The 17,922-nt window shown below is 33.9% G+C and carries 14 protein-coding genes; 7 read left to right on the top strand and 7 right to left on the bottom strand.

Annotated elements, in window-relative coordinates:
• Window positions 1-36 precede the first annotated feature (36 nt).
• The 6 genes from BMY33_RS04620 to BMY33_RS04595 all read left to right on the top strand — a co-directional run bounded on the left by BMY33_RS04620 (window position 37) and on the right by BMY33_RS04595 (window position 7,989).
• Complete coding sequence (locus tag BMY33_RS04620) at window positions 37-1,320, top strand: PSP1 domain-containing protein (RefSeq protein WP_091406192.1); 1,284 nt, start codon at window positions 37-39, stop codon at window positions 1,318-1,320.
• Window positions 1,307-1,801, top strand: a complete 495-nt coding sequence (locus tag BMY33_RS04615) for a gliding motility lipoprotein GldH (protein ID WP_091406190.1) — start codon at window positions 1,307-1,309, stop codon at window positions 1,799-1,801. The genes BMY33_RS04620 and BMY33_RS04615 overlap by 14 nt, the downstream gene beginning before the upstream one ends.
• 1 nt (window position 1,802) lies before the next feature.
• Window positions 1,803-4,133 (top strand): penicillin-binding protein 1A, encoded by a 2,331-nt coding sequence (locus BMY33_RS04610; protein WP_091406188.1) that lies wholly within the window; start codon window positions 1,803-1,805, stop codon window positions 4,131-4,133.
• Window positions 4,134-4,182: 49 nt separating this feature from the next.
• Window positions 4,183-6,480 (top strand): transglycosylase domain-containing protein, encoded by a 2,298-nt coding sequence (locus BMY33_RS04605; protein WP_091406186.1) that lies wholly within the window; start codon window positions 4,183-4,185, stop codon window positions 6,478-6,480.
• 101 nt (window positions 6,481-6,581) lie between these two features.
• Window positions 6,582-7,280, top strand: coding sequence for a CoA transferase subunit A (locus BMY33_RS04600; RefSeq protein WP_091406184.1), 699 nt, complete (start codon window positions 6,582-6,584; stop codon window positions 7,278-7,280).
• A 52-nt stretch (window positions 7,281-7,332) separates the two neighbouring features.
• Entirely contained in the window at window positions 7,333-7,989 is a 657-nt protein-coding gene (locus BMY33_RS04595) for a CoA transferase subunit B (protein ID WP_091406182.1), read from the top strand.
• Between the two features lie 550 nt (window positions 7,990-8,539).
• On the opposite strand, the gene BMY33_RS04590 is transcribed toward BMY33_RS04595, so the two are convergent.
• From BMY33_RS04590 to BMY33_RS04570, 5 genes are all read right to left on the bottom strand, one after another.
• Complete coding sequence (locus tag BMY33_RS04590) at window positions 8,540-9,265, bottom strand: phosphodiester glycosidase family protein (protein WP_091406180.1); 726 nt, start codon at window positions 9,263-9,265, stop codon at window positions 8,540-8,542.
• A gap of 24 nt (window positions 9,266-9,289) precedes the next feature.
• A complete protein-coding gene (locus tag BMY33_RS04585; protein ID WP_091406177.1) occupies window positions 9,290-9,805 on the bottom strand; it encodes a GNAT family N-acetyltransferase in 516 nt (171 codons plus the stop codon).
• A 102-nt stretch (window positions 9,806-9,907) separates the two neighbouring features.
• A complete protein-coding gene (locus BMY33_RS04580) occupies window positions 9,908-13,807 on the bottom strand; it encodes a S8 family serine peptidase (protein ID WP_244542979.1) in 3,900 nt (1,299 codons plus the stop codon).
• A gap of 213 nt (window positions 13,808-14,020) precedes the next feature.
• Entirely contained in the window at window positions 14,021-14,980 is a 960-nt protein-coding gene (locus BMY33_RS04575) for a YheT family hydrolase (protein ID WP_091406176.1), read from the bottom strand.
• On the bottom strand, window positions 14,980-15,981 hold the full coding sequence (locus BMY33_RS04570) for a bestrophin family protein (protein WP_091406174.1): 1,002 nt from the start codon (window positions 15,979-15,981) through the stop codon (window positions 14,980-14,982). Before BMY33_RS04570 ends, BMY33_RS04575 begins: the two co-directional genes overlap by 1 nt.
• A 214-nt stretch (window positions 15,982-16,195) precedes the next feature.
• Between BMY33_RS04570 and BMY33_RS04565 the strand changes: the two genes are divergently transcribed.
• Window positions 16,196-16,672 carry an acyl-CoA thioesterase gene (locus tag BMY33_RS04565; protein WP_091406171.1) on the top strand — a complete coding sequence of 159 codons (477 nt, stop codon included), beginning with the start codon at window positions 16,196-16,198 and terminating at the stop codon, window positions 16,670-16,672.
• Here BMY33_RS04565 and BMY33_RS04560 read toward each other — a convergent pair.
• Together BMY33_RS04560 and BMY33_RS04555 are read right to left on the bottom strand one after the other, a co-directional pair.
• Window positions 16,664-17,557, bottom strand: a complete 894-nt coding sequence (locus tag BMY33_RS04560) for a DMT family transporter (RefSeq protein ID WP_091406169.1) — start codon at window positions 17,555-17,557, stop codon at window positions 16,664-16,666. The two genes, BMY33_RS04565 and BMY33_RS04560, sit on opposite strands and share 9 nt — an antisense overlap.
• Window positions 17,550-17,903: an arsenate reductase family protein gene (locus BMY33_RS04555; protein ID WP_091406167.1), complete on the bottom strand. Its 354-nt coding sequence runs from the start codon at window positions 17,901-17,903 to the stop codon at window positions 17,550-17,552. The genes BMY33_RS04560 and BMY33_RS04555 overlap by 8 nt, the downstream gene beginning before the upstream one ends.
• Between the last annotated feature and the right edge of the window lie 19 nt (window positions 17,904-17,922).

The raw sequence follows: 17,922 nt of genomic DNA, 5'->3' as shown, positions 1-17,922 counted from the left end.
ATTTATCACAGACAAATTTCAATATAGCTAGAGTATATGGGGTGTAGTAGTTGTTCCTCCGGGAAAGACGGACAACCAAAAGGATGTAAGAATAATGGTACGTGCGGTACAGATGGTTGCAATAAGTTAACTGTTTTTGATTGGTTATCTAATATGTCACTGCCAGGTGGCGTAGCACCTTTTCATTGTGTAGAAGTTCGTTTTAAGAATGGGCGAAAAAGTTTTTTCAAGAATACAGAAAACCTTTCTTTGAGTATTGGAGATATTGTAGCCACTGAGGCTTCTCCTGGACATGATGTTGGTATTGTAACTCTTACCGGAGAGTTAGTTCGTATTCAGATGAAGAAGAAGAAAGTAGATGTAGATAGTGAAGACGTTAAAAAGATATATCGAAAAGCATCTCAAAAAGATATTGATATTTGGCAAAAGGCTAGAGATCGTGAACAATCTATACAAGTGAGATCAAGAGAAATAGCAATTAGGCTAAAACTCCAAATGAAGATTTCGGATATTGAGTTTCAGGGAGATGGTTCTAAATGTACTTTTTATTATACTGCAGAAGAACGTGTAGATTTTAGACAATTAATCAAAGAATTCGCACAAGAATTTAGTACACGAATAGAAATGCGTCAAATTGGTTTTAGACAAGAAGCTGCACGACTGGGTGGTATAGGTTCTTGTGGACGTGAATTGTGCTGCTCTACTTGGCTTACTGATTTTAGATCAGTAAATACGAGTGCTGCGCGATATCAGCAATTATCTTTAAATCCGCAAAAATTAGCTGGTCAATGCGGAAAATTAAAGTGCTGTCTTAATTATGAATTAGACGCATATATTGATGCATTAAATGAATTTCCTAAAATGGAAATAAAATTGCAAACAGAAAAAGGTACAGCAGTATGCCAGAAGATTGATATTTTCAAAGGTTATTTATGGTATGCCTATGAGGGGGAGTGGATGAACTGGCATAAAATATCTGCTGATCATGCAAATGAGATTATTGATGCAAATAAAAAGAAAGAAAAGGTTGCAAGCCTTGAAGAATTTGCTTCAGAATTAATCGAAGATACTAAAGTAGATTTTGAGAACGTTGTAGGACAAGATAGTTTAACACGTTTTGATCAACCAAAAAGAAGTAGAAGGAGAAATAAAAATCGAAACAGAAACAAGAAGAAAGTTTCTGTGGAAAAGAATAAACCTACTCCTCAAAAATCAAAAACAAGTAATACTGAGAACAAAAATTCTAATAGAAAAAAGAATAATCAGCGTAATAATAAAAAACGCAAACCACAGCAACGCAAGAATAATGATAAATCTTAGATTCTTAACTTTGCTTTTTCTTTTTGTAGTGTTGTCTTCTTGTGATGACATCCGTGTTTTTGATGAATATAAAACCGTATCGAGTTCTTGGGAAAAAGATGAAAAAATCACTTTTGATTTACCAGTATTAGATTCATTAGAACAATACAATTTGTTTATAAACCTTCGAAACACTAATGACTATAGGTATAGTAACTTATTTTTGATTAGTGAAATGGAGTTTCCTAATGGAAAAATAGTTACTGATACATTGGAGTATGATATGGCAGCGTCTAATGGAGAATGGTTAGGCACAGGTTTCTCAGATGTTAAAGAAAATAAGTTGTGGTATAAAGAGAATGTAAATTTCGTCGAAAAAGGAGTTTATAAAATTACATTGCAACACGCAATGAGAAAAAATGGAGAGACATTTGGTATAAATTCTCTCGAAGGAATTACAGATATAGGTTTTAGAATAGAATTTGCACAAAATCCTAAATAAAATGGCTAAAGCAACACCCAAAACGACTAGGAAAAAGTCAAAAGCTACAGAAATTAGTGTACTTAAATATATAAAGTGGTTCTGGATCACTTTTGCTTCAGGAATATTTTTAGTAATGCTAATATTCTTGTTTGCAAGTTGGGGGTATTTTGGAGAAATGCCTGGTTTTGACGATTTAGAAAATCCTCAAAATGATTTAGCAACTCAGATTATTTCTTCCGATGGAAAACAAATAGGAACCTTCTTTAAGGAAAATAGAACTCCGGTTAGTTATGAAGATTTATCAATAAACATAGTTAATGCCTTAGTAGCCACAGAGGATGTGCGGTATTACGATCATTCAGGTATTGATGCTAGAGGAACAATTAGGGCTTTTGCTTTTTTGGGTAAAAAAGGAGGTGCAAGTACAATTACGCAGCAGTTAGCAAAATTGCTTTTTACTGGTACTAGATCCAAGGGTTGGCAACGTTATACACAAAAAATTAAAGAATGGGTAATTGCTACAAGATTAGAAAGGCAGTATACTAAAGATGAGATCATGGCGATGTATCTCAATAAATATGATTTTCTTAATCAAGCAATTGGAGTAAGCTCTGCTTCTCGTATCTATTTTAATAAAACTCCCAAGGAACTTAAAAAAGAAGAAGCTGCAGTATTAGTAGGTATGCTTAAGAATTCTTCGCTTTTTAATCCGCTAAGAAGACCTGAATTAGTTAAAAATAGAAGAGATGTAGTTTTGTCTCAAATGGCAAAATATGATTATATAACTGTCAAGGAAAAAGATAGTTTACAACAGTTACCATTAAGTTTAGATTATGCTCCAGAAGGGCATTCTGATGGAATCGCTACTTATTTTAGAGAATATGTAAGAAGCTGGATGGGTAATTGGGTTAAAAAGAATCCAAAAGGAGAAGACGATGAAGGTAATACAGATTTTTATAATATATATAGAGATGGATTAAGAATTAATGTAACAATTGATTCTCGAATGCAAAAATATGCTGAAGAAGCTGTTCAGGAGCATATGTCTAACCTGCAAAAAGAGTTTGATAAACAGGAACTTAAGAATAAAACATCACCATTTAGAGATCTTACTAAACAAGAAGTAAATGGAATTATAAAAAGAGCTATTCGTAGTTCTGCTCGTAGAAAGAAAATGTTATCTCAGAATAAAAGTGAGGAAGAAATCTTAAAATCTTTTGATGTTAAGACAGAGATGAAAATATTTTCTTGGAAAGGGTATATTGATACTATTATGACTCCTAGAGATTCGATTTTGTACTATAAAGGGTTTTTAAGATCTGGTATGATGTCTATGGAGCCTCAGACTGGCCAGGTCAAGGCTTGGGTTGGTGGTGTAGATATAAAGCATTTTCAGTATGATCACGTTTATCAAGGAGCACGTCAGGTAGGTTCTACTTTTAAACCTTTTGTTTATGCTACCGCGATCGATCAACTTAAATTATCTCCCTGCGATACACTACCAATGTCACAGATTACAATTCCGGCTGGATCACATGGTGTGATGGAAGATTGGACACCGAAAAACAGTGACGCCAAATATACGGGTTATCTCAGTCTTAAAGAAGCTCTTGCAAAGTCGGTAAATACAATTTCAGCGCGTTTAATGGATCGAATTGGGCCAGAACCTATAGTAAGACTTGCCAAAAAATCGGGTGTTGAATCTGAGATCATAGAAGTTGCTTCTATTGCATTAGGATCTGTAGACCTTAAATTATCAGAGATGGTTGGAGCATATGGTACTTTTGCAAACGAAGGCATTTACAATAAACCTGTTATGATCACTAGTATCGAAGATAAAAATGGTACAACTTTGTATCAGTTTGAACCAGAAACTAGAGATGTAATTAGCAAAGAAGCGGCTTATGTAACTTTAAATCTATTAGAAGGAGTTACACAATCTGGATCTGGAGCACGTCTAAGATCTGGGCCATCAAATAGGTATGATTATAAAAATGTGGTAACAGGATATCCTTATCAATTTACAAATCCAATTGCTGGTAAAACCGGTACGACGCAGAATCAGAGTGATGGTTGGTTTATGGGTATTGTCCCCAATCTGTGTACGGGTGTTTGGGTTGGAGCAGATGATCGTGCTACACATTTTAATTCTACCAGGTATGGGCAGGGAGCTACAATGGCACTACCTATATGGGCCTTATATATGAGAAAATGTTATGCAGATAAAACACTTAAAGTATCCAAAGATGGGTTTAAGAAGCCAGAAAAATTAACTATAGAAGTAGATTGTAAAGAATTCAGGAAAAATATTAAGATAGAAGATCCAATAGAAGATGAATTTGGTCTTTAGATAAACAATCGATTAAATAAAAAAGAAGAAATCTTACTCTAAAATAGAAATGAATAAAGGACAAGTGAATTCTAACAAAAGGAAATACGTAAAATGTTTCTGGATTAGTTTTTCTATAGTCGTTATTATAATTCCTTTTTTATTTCTGTTAGCTAGCTGGGGTGTTTTAGGAGAGATGCCAACGTTCGAGGATCTTGAGAATCCTAGAAATGACTTAGCTTCTCAGATTATTTCTTCGGATGGAATTCAGTTAGGTACGATCTTTCAACCTAATGAAAACAGAACACCAATAAAATATGATGACTTACCAAAGCATTTAGTCGATGCTTTGATTGCAACAGAAGATGTTCGTTTTTATGAACATTCTGGCGTTGATCCAAGAGGGACTTTTAGAGCTTTTGCATCTCTAGGTAGAAAAGGAGGAGCTAGTACAATTACACAACAATTGGCTAGGTTACTTTTCATTGGACTTAGGTCAAAAAACATAGATAAATATACTCAAAAAATAAGGGAATGGGTGATTGCAGCCCGTTTAGAAAGACAGTATACTAAGGATGAAATTGTTGTGATGTATTTGAATAAATACGATTTTGCAAGACAGGCGATAGGTATAGGATCAGCATCTAGGATTTATTTCAATAAAGAACTTAAGGACCTTAAGATAGAGGAAGCAGCAGTATTAATAGGAATGCTTAAAAGCGCTACTTTATATAATCCGAAATCAAGATTAAAAAATGCCATTAATAGAAGAAATACTGTGATAAGCCAAATGGCTAAATATGGCTATTTGACAAATAAAGAAAAAGATAGTTTGCAAAAGTTATCTATAGAACTTGACTATAAACCTGAAGGTTATGCAGATGGTAGAGCGACTTATTTTAGAAGAGAGGTAAAACAATTTGTTCAGAAGTGGATAAAGGATAACCCAATTAATAAAAATGAAGATGGGCAATTAGAATTTCATAATATATATAAGGATGGCCTTAAAATTTATGTAACTGTGGATTCGAGGATGCAAAAGTATGCAGAGCAAGCTGTTAAAGAGCATATGACAAATCTTCAAAAAGAATTTGATAAGCAGGAAAGATTTAATACTACTTCTCCATTTAGAGGTCTTTCTATTGATCAAAAGAATGAAATCATAAATAAGGCTATAAGAGGTTCAGTCAGGAGAAAGATAATGAAGGAGAACGGCAAAAGTGAAGATGAAATTCTTGATTCTTTTGATGTAAAAACCAAGATGAAAGTATTTTCTTGGAATGGTGTTATAGATACCATCATGACACCAAGGGATTCTATTTTGTATTATAAACGATTTTTGCATACTGGATTAATGTCTATGAACCCTCAAACCGGAGAAGTAAAAGCATGGGTTGGAGGAATTGATAATAAACACTTTAAATATGATCATGTAGATCAGGGGGCGAGACAAGTAGGTTCTACTTTTAAACCATTTGTATATGCTACCGCTGTAGATCAATTAAAATATTCACCTTGTTATAAAGTACCAAGAGCTAAAATTACTATACCAATCGGAAGACATGGAGTATCTGGTAAGGATTGGACACCGACAAATACGGATGGTAACTATGTTGGATCAGTAACGCTTAAAAATGGTTTAGCAAAATCGATCAATACTGTTTCGGCAAGATTGATGGATAGAATAGGGCCGGAAACTGTGATTAATTTGACAAATAAATTAGGCATTCAATCAGAAATTAACCCAGTTGCCTCCATTGCGCTAGGAACAGAAAACATAAAGCTTTCTGAAATGGTAGGGGCATATAGCGCGTTTGCAAATGAAGGGATATATGTAAAACCTTTTATTGTTTCTCATATCAAAGATAAGAATGGAACTATATTGTATGATAATTTTCCTGAGCGTAGAGATGTTATTAGTAAAGAATCTGCATATATAACACTTAATTTGATGGAAGGGGTAACCCAAACAGGATCCGGTAGAGGGTTACGAACAGATGCTTCAGATCAATATCTTTATAAAAATGTAATTACTGGACATCCTTATAAGTTTGATAATCCGATAGCAGGAAAAACAGGTACCACTCAAAACAATAGTGACGGATGGTTCATGGGGATTGTTCCTAATCTATGCACAGGAGTATGGGTAGGCGGAGACAATAGGTCTACACATTTTGAATCTATAACTTATGGAAGTGGAGCTTCTATGGCATTGCCAATATGGGCATTGTATATGAAAAAATGTTATGCGGATACAAGTTTACGGATATCTAATTCTGAATTTGAGAAGCCTGTAAACCTTTCAGTAGAATTGGATTGCGAAACCTATGAAACAATAGATAAGTCTCAAGATGAATTTCAATTCTAACTTCCTTTTTGAAAATCTAAATTATTTCTAAAAGTATAAGTATTCAAACGTTTTAGTACTGTTTTTTTTTGGTACTTTTAATCTGCTAAAAATTGAATACTATGATTCGTAAAACAGTAGCTGGGGTTGTTGAAGCCACAGAAGGAGTAAAAGACAACATGACTTTCATGTTAGGAGGTTTTGGTCTTTGTGGAATACCTGAAAATTCTATAGCAGAATTAGTAAAGAAAAATATTAAAGGGTTAACCTGTATTTCTAATAATGCTGGTGTTGATGATTTTGGTTTGGGGCTTTTATTACAACAAAAACAGATAAAAAAAATGGTTTCTTCTTATGTAGGAGAGAATGATGAATTCGAACGCCAAATGTTAAGTGGAGAATTAGAAGTGGAACTAATACCTCAAGGTACGTTAGCAGAAAGATGTAAAGCTGCCCAAGGAGGTTTTCCTGCATTTTATACACCCGCAGGTTATGGAACAGAAGTAGCAGAGGGAAAAGAGACTAGAGAGTTTAATGGCAAAATGTATATATTGGAAAAGGCCTTTGAAGCGGATTTTGCTTTTGTGAAAGCTTGGAAAGGAGATGAAGCGGGTAATCTTGTTTTTAAAGGTACTGCTAGAAATTTTAATCCGTGTATGTGTGGCGCTGCAAAAATTACAATTGCTGAAGTAGAAGAATTAGTCCCTGCGGGGAGTCTTGACCCAGATCAGGTTCATGTTCCAGGAATTTTTGTTCAGAAAATTTTCCAAGGTAAAAATTACGAAAAACGAATAGAACAACTTACCGTTAGGAAGAGATAGGTTTATCCTCATTAAATTAGATATATTTCAATTAAAATTAGAAGAACATATTATGCTAGATAAAAATGGAATAGCAAAACGTATAGCTAAAGAACTAGAAGATGGATATTTTGTTAATCTTGGAATTGGAATCCCTACGTTAGTAGCCAATTATATACCTAAAGGTATTGAAGTTGAGTTTCAGAGTGAAAATGGGGTATTAGGGATGGGACCATTTCCGTTTGAAGGAGAAGAAGATGCAGACGTTATAAACGCAGGTAAGCAGACTATTACCACAATGCCAGGTGCTTCGTTTTTTGATTCTGCAACAAGTTTTAACATGATTAGAGGTCAGCATGTAGATTTGACGATTTTAGGAGCAATGGAAGTTGCTGAGAATGGTGATATCGCAAATTGGAAGATTCCTGGTAAAATGGTTAAAGGTATGGGGGGGGCTATGGATTTAGTTGCTAGTGCAGAAAATATTATAGTAGCCATGATGCATACAAATAGAGCTGGAGAGTCTAAATTATTACGTAAATGTTCGTTACCATTAACAGGAGTAAATTGTGTTAAAAAGGTTGTGACCAATATGGCTGTTCTGGAAGTTACTGATAATGGTTTTAAACTGTTAGAAAGAGCACCAGGTGTTAGTGTAGAGGAAGTGCAAAAAGCAACAGAAGGAAAGCTCATAATAGAAGGAAATGTACCAGAAATGATTTTAGATTGATTCAATCAGATACTACATAGGGTTAAACGCTTATTATAAAAATTTAAACGAATAATAAATCAAATAATAATACGTTATCATTATAAAGGCTCTAAAACAATGTTTTTGTAAGATTTAACTTACTTTATCTGTGTTGTTTTTACTTACCTAAACCTTTGCTTCAACCCGTAAATTCTATAGAAATGTTATAAAATGTTAAAATTTTGTGTTTTTTGTCGATTTTAATGGCATTTAAACGTTATTTTGAAATATATTTTGCATATTAGCATTCCCTATAAAGAAGTACAGTTTTTATTGTTCTCTTTTTGAAATTTTAATTAAGTTTTAACCCTCACACATTGCCCTATTATGAAAAAGCGTATAAATCGTTTACAGAAGTCAGTTAAACCTACAATCGAATTGATTTCTAACTGTATGTACTTAGCAAAGAAAGTATTTTTGTTTTAACGAAAAAGATAATTTTTGTTATGTGATTTTTTGTTGTTAATTAATCGCAACCTCCCCAAGTCGCGATGAATGACCTGTTAGCCTATAATGTTTAACAGGTTTTTTATTTTTTTACTTCTGCGAGTATCACTCCGAAATTTCCATCCAATTGCTTCCATTTAGCAGATGGTAGATAAGTTCGAGAAACGAAACCATCAAGATATAAAGCATTTTCACATCCTTTCTTTTTGAAATAACTGGCAAAGTCATAAAAATTTACTTTCTCTTTTGACATTACGAAAAGTAAATTTCCATTAGGGAGAACCCCAACACCATTTCTTATGTGGATGTTAGGTGAGCCTTGGTTAAATTTATTATGAATTTGCCCATTTACTAGTAACATTGGACCAGATTGAGTTGCATAAGCTATCTCATTATTGTATTTAAAAAGTTCAGTGGTTTGTATAATTGGTTTGTTGTTTTTAGTGATATAGAATATACCATTAGGTTGTAGATAGAAGTTCCCGTAGCCCTTTTTAATAGTATCTATTTTGGATTTTATGATTCCATTTTCAATATACAGTCCTTGAGGAGATAAATCTTTATTATACATCCCGCCATTCATAGCAAATACTAGTTCTTTATTCTCTTTCTCTAGTTCCGTTTTTAGATTTTGAAAGTTTCTGAAATTTTTTCCATTTTTGTTTTTCCAGTAAAATCTTAAATGTTGATGTTTTAAGTCTATTTCATGACTTAAAAATTTATTTACGTCACTTGATTTACGGATTGTAACATAACCCATCAGTGCAGTGCTGAGTACTATAAAGAGGATAAGTATTATTTTTTTCATAATAATTAGATACAGTAAACCTGATTAAACATTTGTTTGATATTCATATAACATGAGATCTTCATCATCATTTGGGATTTTCATCATTTTTATGAAAGTAAAATCTAACTTTTCTAATAGTTTTTGAGATGATTTGTTTTCTGGTATTGTGATAGCGCTGATTTTTTTAATTCCGAATTCACTAATACCAAGTTCCTTCATTTTTGAAGCACTTTCATAAGCGTACCCTTTTTTCTCAAATTCAGGTAAGAAAGCAAATCCAATATCAACGCCCTCAATACCTTCTCGGTCGTATAATCCACAACAACCAATTTTTATATTATCAGATTTTCTGATAACAGTATAATTAGAATATCCTAATCGTTCTAATTGAGGAATCATTTTTTCTGTAATATAAACTTCAGCATCTTTAATAGACTTTACATTACGGTCTCCAATGTTTCGTAACCATTTGGGAGTATTAAGAAGCTTTAAGTAAAAAGAAGCATCTAAAATAGCAGCTGGGCGTAATGTAAGCCTATCAGTTTCATAGTATTTCATAGTATAATCAGCTAATTATGAATTACAAGTATACAAAAAGCCCTGAAACAATTTTGTTTCAGGGCTTTATTTAAAAAAATTAAGGTTATCTGTCTTAAATTTTTATTCTTTCACAAAACGAACCGTTCTTACATCCATCTTCAACATATATACTCCAGCTTCTAATCCTTCAACGTTTATAGTGTTAGAAAAAGTTCCTTTAAGAACTGTTTGTCCTAACATATTATAAATTGAATAGTTCTGTGTTCCAGAATTTCCTGTACGCACATTAAGAATTGATCCTTTTAGTGGGTTAGGATATACTGATAATAATTCTGTTGGAGGTCCTTGTAAATCATCAGAAGTAGTAACAAATGATGCTGTTGTTCCACAAGCTCCAAGATTAGTCCATCCAGTAGCAGTTCTTTCGAATAGGTTACCTTGGTAGGTAACTTGATCTCCTGTTTGATATGATTGAGAGCTACTCCATTCAGAAACTCCTTCACAAATATCTGTAGATCCACCACCACCAGAAGTATTGGTTAATGATACATTATCGATTGCGATATCTGCTTGCCAAGTAGACCCTGTGATTCTGTTAAATCTTAATTGAACTCCTCCACCAACATAAGCAGAAAGATCAATACTAGCATTTAACCAAGAATTTCCTTTGTTTCCAGTTTCACTCCATAAATTAGTCCAAGTAGTTCCATTATCTGTACTTGCATCTACTGCTATACTACCCATATCTGTTGCACCATACATGTGATAGTTAAATGAGAAGCTTGCTTCTGAAAGACCAGAAAGATCAAAACAAGGAGAATTTAATATTGCTTGTTTATTAGGGTATCCAGTTCCATTACCAGAAGCTTCAACAAAAATGTAGTAGCTACCTTGTGTTGCGCTTGATGGTCCTGTGCTACCAGAAGGTGTTCCACTAGCATCGACAGTCCAGTTAATATCATCTGCAGTAGACTGCGTCCATGCTCCAAGAGTATTCTCAAATCCTTCATCATATGGGAAAGAAGAAATACCCGATGTACAACCGCCTCCTGTAGATCCACCGGTAGTGGATACATTTACTGTGTTACTGAAAGCTGACTCATTTCCAGCAGCATCTTTTGCTTTTACACTAAACTGGTATGCAGTATCTGCAGTTAATCCGGTTACATTTGTAGACGTACCAGTAACTTCACCTAAAACGGTACTTCCTTGATATACATCATATGCAGTAACTCCTACGTTATCAGTAGCAGCATTCCAAGAAAGAGTTAAGGTTGTTTCAGCAACGTTCGAAGCAGTTAATCCACTTGGTGCAGTTGGAGCTTGTGTATCGGGAGCAGCAGCAGTTGTAACGTCAACCGTATTACTAAATCCTGATTCATTTCCAGCGGCATCTTTTGCTTTTACATTAAATTGATACGCAGTACTTGCAGTTAATCCAGTTACATTTGCAGTAGTTCCAGTAACTTCACCTAGAATTGTACTTCCTTGATATACATCATAAGCAGTAACTCCTACATTATCAGTAGCGGCACTCCAAGATAATGTTAAAGTAGCTTCAGTAATGTCAGATGCAGCTAAATTAGTTGGTGCAGTTGGCGCTTGCGTATCACCAGTAGATGCTCCAATTGTAACTGTATAATCTTCCACTTCTCCGTATTGAAATGATTCACAAGAAGTAGGTACTCCATTATATTTCATAGAAACACGCATTCTTGTATCTCCATTTAAAGCGCTCGATGGTACTGTAAAGCTTCCGCTTACTGGTGTAGTTTGCGTAGCAGATTGAGTCCACACTTGCTCACCAGAATCGGTAAATATTCCATTTTGATTATAATCAATCCACACACTATATCCTTCACTGTATGTAGTTCCTGTCCAAGTTGGAGTTACTGTTATTGTATAATCACTTCCTTTTGAAATAGATGTAGAAATAGAAGTGAAATCAGAATAACCTCCAGCTCCAGCTCCAGAAGCATTGTTAATCGTTCCTAGTTGAACATTACCAATATATTCATCAGCTACACTATTACCATTAGATGCACAATAGTTTAATTGAATTTCTGTAGTAGTAAAAGTAGTTGATGCACTATATGAAGATGTTGATCCATCAGAACAGTTACTTCTTACTTGTACTTCATATGAAGTAGTTTCAGTTAAACCAGAAATAACGGATGAAGTTCCGTTTGCTGTTTGTGTTGTCCAAGTCGAAGTTCCTGTTTGACGGTATCTTACGTCAAAAGATGCTCCAGGAATTGCTGTCCAATTAATAGTTGCAGTATCAGAACCTATATTAGAAGATCCTACTCCAGCTGGAACCGTAGCATTACAAACAACAGGTGTTCCTGTTAATCCTGTAACGACAAGAGAGAAGTTTTGACTTCCTCCTACTAGAGATCCTTTATTAGTAACTGTAATAGTATATGTTCCAGAAGCATTAGCAATATCCACTCTTTCGTATGGATCTACTGTATTATCTCCAGTCCCATTGGTAGTAACACCAGTTAATCGGTATGGGCTGTATGTTGTAGAGTTTTGAGTTACTCTAATGTCTAAATCATTAACTAAAACTGCATTTGAAGAGTTTGTAGCAGTAGTAGCAGTTCCTGCGCGATCCGTCCAAGAAATAGAAGCTAGTAAAGGATTAACTCCATCAGCATCTACAGTGATTGAATATGTTTGACCACTATTTAGAGTGAGTTCTTCGATTTTAGATTCATTTCCATTTGCAGAAATAGCTTCCGCAGCAGCTTTTGCATTCATTAATCCCCATCCGTAAACAGCGTCAGGTCCAGAAGGTCCCGCATCATCAGCAGTATGTAACGCTAATCCTTTTAGGGTAGCGGCTCTCATAAAACTTCCGTTTAAGTTATCGTAATGTTGTTGTAATAACAATAGTGATCCTGTAACATTAGGAGAAGCCATTGATGTTCCAGTTATACTAGCATATGCCGTGTCACTATTTTCATAAGTAGAATAAACACTTGTACCATTTCCAGTAATATCTGGTTTGATTCTAAAATCATCAGTTGGTCCTTCACTACTCGAAGAGTTAATTGATACACTACTTAATGATCCATCTGCATTGATACTTGCATCTTGTGCATTAGCAACAACCATATTATTTTTAGAAGTAGAATGCCCTGTTAGTTTATCGTAAGAAGAGTTACCGTCAAGAGGTTGGCCATTGTAACTATTTTGGTTACCATCATTACCAGCAGCAACTACCATAAGATAGTAAGGTGCATTAAACATTACTTCATCCCAAGCTTCTGATTCATCAATGTAAGCTCCAAAATATTGATCAGGAACTAAGTCACTTCTAAAACCATAAGAATGGTTAGAAAGAAGCATTCCATTTGAAGCTGCTGTAGTAGCTTCCGCAACATCATTGTTCCACATATATCCATTTACTTTAGCTTGTGGCGCCATCCCTTTAGCGTTAGCTTGTACTCCAGAAGCCATAATAGTTCCTGTTACGTGAGCTGCGTGAAAATTTAGCTGTAGACCACCTTCTGTTGAAGTATCTTGAATAGTTACACGATTGTTTCCTCCAGCACCGTCATATTCTTGATGAGACGCTCTTGCGTGACCACCATCCCATACATAAGCAGTCATATTTTGACCGTCTAAGTTAAGACCAAGAGATCCACCAATATTTAAATGATTCGCTCTAGTAGATCTAGCAGCAGCAACATTGTAAGTGGTATAGTAAATTGGTTTTCCATCTGCAGAAACTCTCTGTAATTCAGAAAAAGTTCCATCTTTAAGTCTAGTTGTGATAGGCCATCCATTTTGTTTAGCAGCTTGTATAGCTTCTTTTTTCTGAATAGCTGCCTTTTCGGCATTCTGTACTTGTAATTGATTAAGTTTAGAAAGGTTGCTATTCCCCATTATTTTGGATCTTTGAGCAGGGTTCTGGGCGAACATTCCAGCCGAAAGAAGTAGCATTGTAGAGAAAACTAACATGTGTAGTTTTCCAAACCTTTCCCCAGTAAGGTTTTTGTAACTTTTTTTCATTTTTATTGAGTTTGAGTTAGCGATAATTTGATTTCCCTGATGATTCTGCAGGGAAACGACCAAAACTCTTAAAATATTCCTAATTAAAAAAAGATTTTCGATGAAGGGATTAAAAATTGCCACACAAAACCTTAACATTGGGTTAACGTTTGTTTTAGTAATTAATTAGTGTAGGTAAAGTATTACATTTTACGGTAAAAACGTCAGGCTAGATCACCATTTATTCAGAAATTCTACGGTTTTATGCTCGTTATAATAAATTTGTCCACGAAGATAAAATCCTACGTGACCACCAAAACGAGGAGTTTCTAAAAACAAATTAATGTTTTCTTTAGCCTCCTCAATAGGATAACAAGCATTTCCAAGAAAGCTGTCATTTTTGGCATTAATAATAAGCGTAGGAACTTGAATGTCTTTTAAAAACTGTTTACTACTACATTTTGTATAGTAGTCAATTGCGTCAACATAGCCGTGTGCTTTGCTGGTATATAAATTATCAATATCAATTAGAGATTTACAATCATTAATATCCGATTTGCTAATTTGATTGGGGAAAACTTTTTGTCTTTCGTGTAGTTTTATTTTTAGACTTTTAATAAATCGTTGCTGATAAATAAAGTTTTTAGGTTTATTGATTTCTTTTAAAGAATCATACAGGTCGCAAGGTACAGATACTACTACAGCCGATATAATTTGTTTAGGAGGTTTTTTTTCTCCAAGGTATTTAAGGGTAATATTACCGCCTAAACTGAATCCGCACAAAGAAATAGAATCATAATTTTTTTCAATTACATGTTTGACTATTAAGTTTAAATCATCGGTAACTCCAGCATTATAGGACCTATATAATCGATTTACTTCTCCGCTACAATTTCTAAGATTGACTGCAGCTACATCCCAACTGTTATTGTTTAAGTGTCTAGCAAGTCCAGCTATATATTGGCGTTGGGCATTACCTTCTAATCCATGAATCAGAATAGCAACTTTTTTAGTAGCTTCTGTATTTGATGGATAACTCCAATCTATATCAATAAAATCGCCATCGGGTAATTCTACTCGTTCTCTTGTTTGCTGAATTCCATTCACTTTCCTAAGTAAATTGGGATATATGGTGGAGAAGTGACCATTTTTAAAAAAATATGGAGGAATGTACGTTGATTTAGCTAATGGCATTAGTATAAGATATTATCTTTTGGTTTTTCTTTTTCAGGAAGATCTTTTTCATCTAACATATCTCTTAGATCGATCTCAATGGTCTTGCATAATGCGGTCATTGGAACATCATTAATTCTTCCTTCAAAAGGATCTTCGCTATTACTTCCAACTTTTTCCATGGTTGTAAAAATCCAAGATACTAATACAGATAAAGGTATCATTAAAAAGATGAACCAAGGTTTTAGATCGTGACTCATATCAATAAGTTCATTTTCGAAAACATTAAGCAGTCCAAAAGGCAATAGTAATACAAAAATCCACGTAAAAACAGTACTAAAATAAGCATATTGACGTGGAAAAGGAGTGTTTTTGATACGTTCGCATTTTCCTTGTAGATTGTAGAATTCTTCTAGTACTCCGTGAAAGAGTTGTTTGTCAAATTCTGTAATCTTTCCAGTATCTAATAGTTCCTTAATATGGATACCTTGATTTTTCACCAAATGAGTTGCGGCATTTTTTCTTTTTAGTAAATCGTTATATTCTTCTATAGAAACAAATTGTTTTGTAGCATCACAAGCTGGTTTTTGCTCACCATGTTTTTTAACCAGACGTTCAACAGAGGCATTTTCTTTTAAAGAAAAAGAACTAGGTTGTCTAAGCTGAATACGTAATGCATTTATCCAAGCTATATGGCGATAAATAAGTATTTTTTTTGTTTCCTGTTCATCATTTACAAGAGATAAAACTTGATTTGCCCAAGTTCTACTATAATTAACAATCCCTCCCCAAATTTTCCTTCCTTCCCAAAAGCGATCATAACTTTGACTGTTTTTAAACCCAATATAAAATGCTACCGCAATACCAATAACGGTAAGTGGTTGAAAAGGAATGTCGATAAATTGTAATTCAAAAAAATGATATAAGGAAAAAATACTTGCCGTATAAATTGTGAAGAAAACTAAGTTTTTCCATGCAAAGCGAAGTATAAGACCCCACCCAATATTGCGTTTGATGTACATTCGTTATTTTTTTTCTAAAATAAGAAGACCCTAAAGTTTTTCAAAACCTAAAGAGTCTTATTTTGAAGTTATTGATTTCAGAAATATTGATTTACTAAAGGTTTTTATGCTCCAAAATATTTGAGGTGTTGAATAGAGGTACAATTTTTAATAGGAGTTTATTATGCAGGCATAATAAGTCTTTTGTATTTTTGTTGTTTAAAATTTAGTAGATATGTACTTAAAAGAATTCGAAATTAGATGGAATGATATTGACGCAAATCGTCATTTGGCAAACAAAGCGTATATAGAATATGCTGCGCATACTAGAATGACATTTTTGTCTGAGTTAGGGTTTGATCAAAGATCGTTAGGTAAATTTAATATCGGTCCAGTAGTTTTTTATGAGCATGTTTACTATTTTAAGGAGGTTTTCTATGGAAGACCAGTTAAAGTTTCTTTAGAATTATCAGGAATGAGTGAAGATGGAAAGTTTTTTGAATTTTTGCATAATTTCTACGATTACAAAGGAAGAAATTTTGCCAGATGCGAAATGATGGGAGCTTGGCTAGATCTAAATACTCGAAAATTGATTCCTCTTCCAGAAGAAATGCGTCAATTTATGGATAAAGTAGAACGCCCAGATAACTTTAGGATTCTTACGAAAGAAGATACTAGAAAGTTTGCAAAAATACCTGTAGATTTAAGCTAGTTTTTTTGATTTTTTAGTCACCAAATATACACCTAAAAACACAAGTAAAGCAGATATAATCTTTACCAGATTTAGAGCGTCTGCACCCATTGCCATGGCAAAACTAATAGCCAATAGTGGCTGTAGGTAGATAAATGCTCCAATAGTTGAAGCTTTTAAGGTTTTTAATGCAAATACATTTAATAAATAGGTGAAGAAAGTAGTGCCAATGACTACAAAAAGCATTTTCCATATCACATCATAAGGAAGTGTTGTCCATTGTACTTCTCTAAATTCTGAAATGGTAATTGGAAAATTAATAATAACACCAATAAGGAAAAACCATTTCATTAATGTAAAAGAATGATATTTTGCTGTTAATGGTTTAACTAACACCAGATATATAGCATAAGAAGCAGCATTGATGATAAAAAGAATATTTCCTAAAGGAATATTGGGTGCATCTTGTCTAGTTTCTGCACCGAAAAGAATAAGCCCTAACGCTCCAGAGAAACCAAGTAAAATCCCAACAGTTCGTAACCAGGTAATTTTCTCACTTAAAAAAATAGCGGATAAAACAAAAACCAAGATAGGGGATATGGTAATCATTACAGAGCTATTGATTGGAGTTGATAGCTGTAGCCCTTTAAAAAACATCAACATATTAATAACCATACCAAAAATAGCACAGCCAAAGATACGTAACCAATCACTGCGATCAATTTTTTGTTTTGGAGCCCAAATAGAAGCTATCCAAAAAAGAGCTGCAGCACCAATTACCCTGAGGAGTATAAAACCAAAAGGTTTGATATAGGTCGGCATTACACCTTTTGCTAAGGTGTGATTGATGGCATAAATTAGACTTGCTCCAAAAGCAGCTAGTAATGCTACGGTTCTTTTATCCATTAATGGCTGTTTTTGCAGCTTCCACTACTTTTTTGCTATTACCAATAAATATTTGGTCATCTAATAGCATTACGGGACGTTTTAAGAATGTATAATGTTCTAGAATTAAATTTTTGTAATCATCTTCTATAAGATTTCTGTTTTTTAAATCTCTTTCTTTATAAAGTCTTGCTCTTTTACTAAAGAGAGATTCATAAGAACCTGCTAAAGATTTCATTTCTTCTAGTTGGTCAGGTTTAATAGCTTCTGCTTTAATGTCTTGCAAGACAAAATCTGAAGAAGGATTTAACTCGTTTAAAATTCTTTTACAAGTATCGCAGGTGGATAGGTGATATATTTTTTTCACAGATCTTTATTTAAAATGT

Origin of the sequence: Aquimarina amphilecti (assembly GCF_900109375.1) — a bacterium.
Lineage (GTDB): Bacteria > Bacteroidota > Bacteroidia > Flavobacteriales > Flavobacteriaceae > Aquimarina > Aquimarina amphilecti.
The sequence above is the reverse complement of the archived record's forward strand: the minus strand, read 5'-3'. Positions and strand labels throughout refer to the sequence as shown.

Bases quoted from the DNA above. Each gene is read 5' to 3' on its own strand.
- BMY33_RS04620 (WP_091406192.1), top strand. From the start codon at position 37: ATGGGGTGTAGTAGTTGTTCCTCCGGGAAAGACGGACAACCAAAAGGA.
- BMY33_RS04615 (WP_091406190.1), top strand. From the start codon at position 1,307: ATGATAAATCTTAGATTCTTAACTTTGCTTTTTCTTTTTGTAGTGTTG.
- BMY33_RS04610 (WP_091406188.1), top strand. From the start codon at position 1,803: ATGGCTAAAGCAACACCCAAAACGACTAGGAAAAAGTCAAAAGCTACA.
- BMY33_RS04605 (WP_091406186.1), top strand. From the start codon at position 4,183: ATGAATAAAGGACAAGTGAATTCTAACAAAAGGAAATACGTAAAATGT.
- BMY33_RS04600 (WP_091406184.1), top strand. From the start codon at position 6,582: ATGATTCGTAAAACAGTAGCTGGGGTTGTTGAAGCCACAGAAGGAGTA.
- BMY33_RS04595 (WP_091406182.1), top strand. From the start codon at position 7,333: ATGCTAGATAAAAATGGAATAGCAAAACGTATAGCTAAAGAACTAGAA.
- BMY33_RS04590 (WP_091406180.1), bottom strand. From the start codon at position 9,265: ATGAAAAAAATAATACTTATCCTCTTTATAGTACTCAGCACTGCACTG.
- BMY33_RS04585 (WP_091406177.1), bottom strand. From the start codon at position 9,805: ATGAAATACTATGAAACTGATAGGCTTACATTACGCCCAGCTGCTATT.
- BMY33_RS04580 (WP_244542979.1), bottom strand. From the start codon at position 13,807: ATGAAAAAAAGTTACAAAAACCTTACTGGGGAAAGGTTTGGAAAACTA.
- BMY33_RS04575 (WP_091406176.1), bottom strand. From the start codon at position 14,980: ATGCCATTAGCTAAATCAACGTACATTCCTCCATATTTTTTTAAAAAT.
- BMY33_RS04570 (WP_091406174.1), bottom strand. From the start codon at position 15,981: ATGTACATCAAACGCAATATTGGGTGGGGTCTTATACTTCGCTTTGCA.
- BMY33_RS04565 (WP_091406171.1), top strand. From the start codon at position 16,196: ATGTACTTAAAAGAATTCGAAATTAGATGGAATGATATTGACGCAAAT.
- BMY33_RS04560 (WP_091406169.1), bottom strand. From the start codon at position 17,557: ATGGATAAAAGAACCGTAGCATTACTAGCTGCTTTTGGAGCAAGTCTA.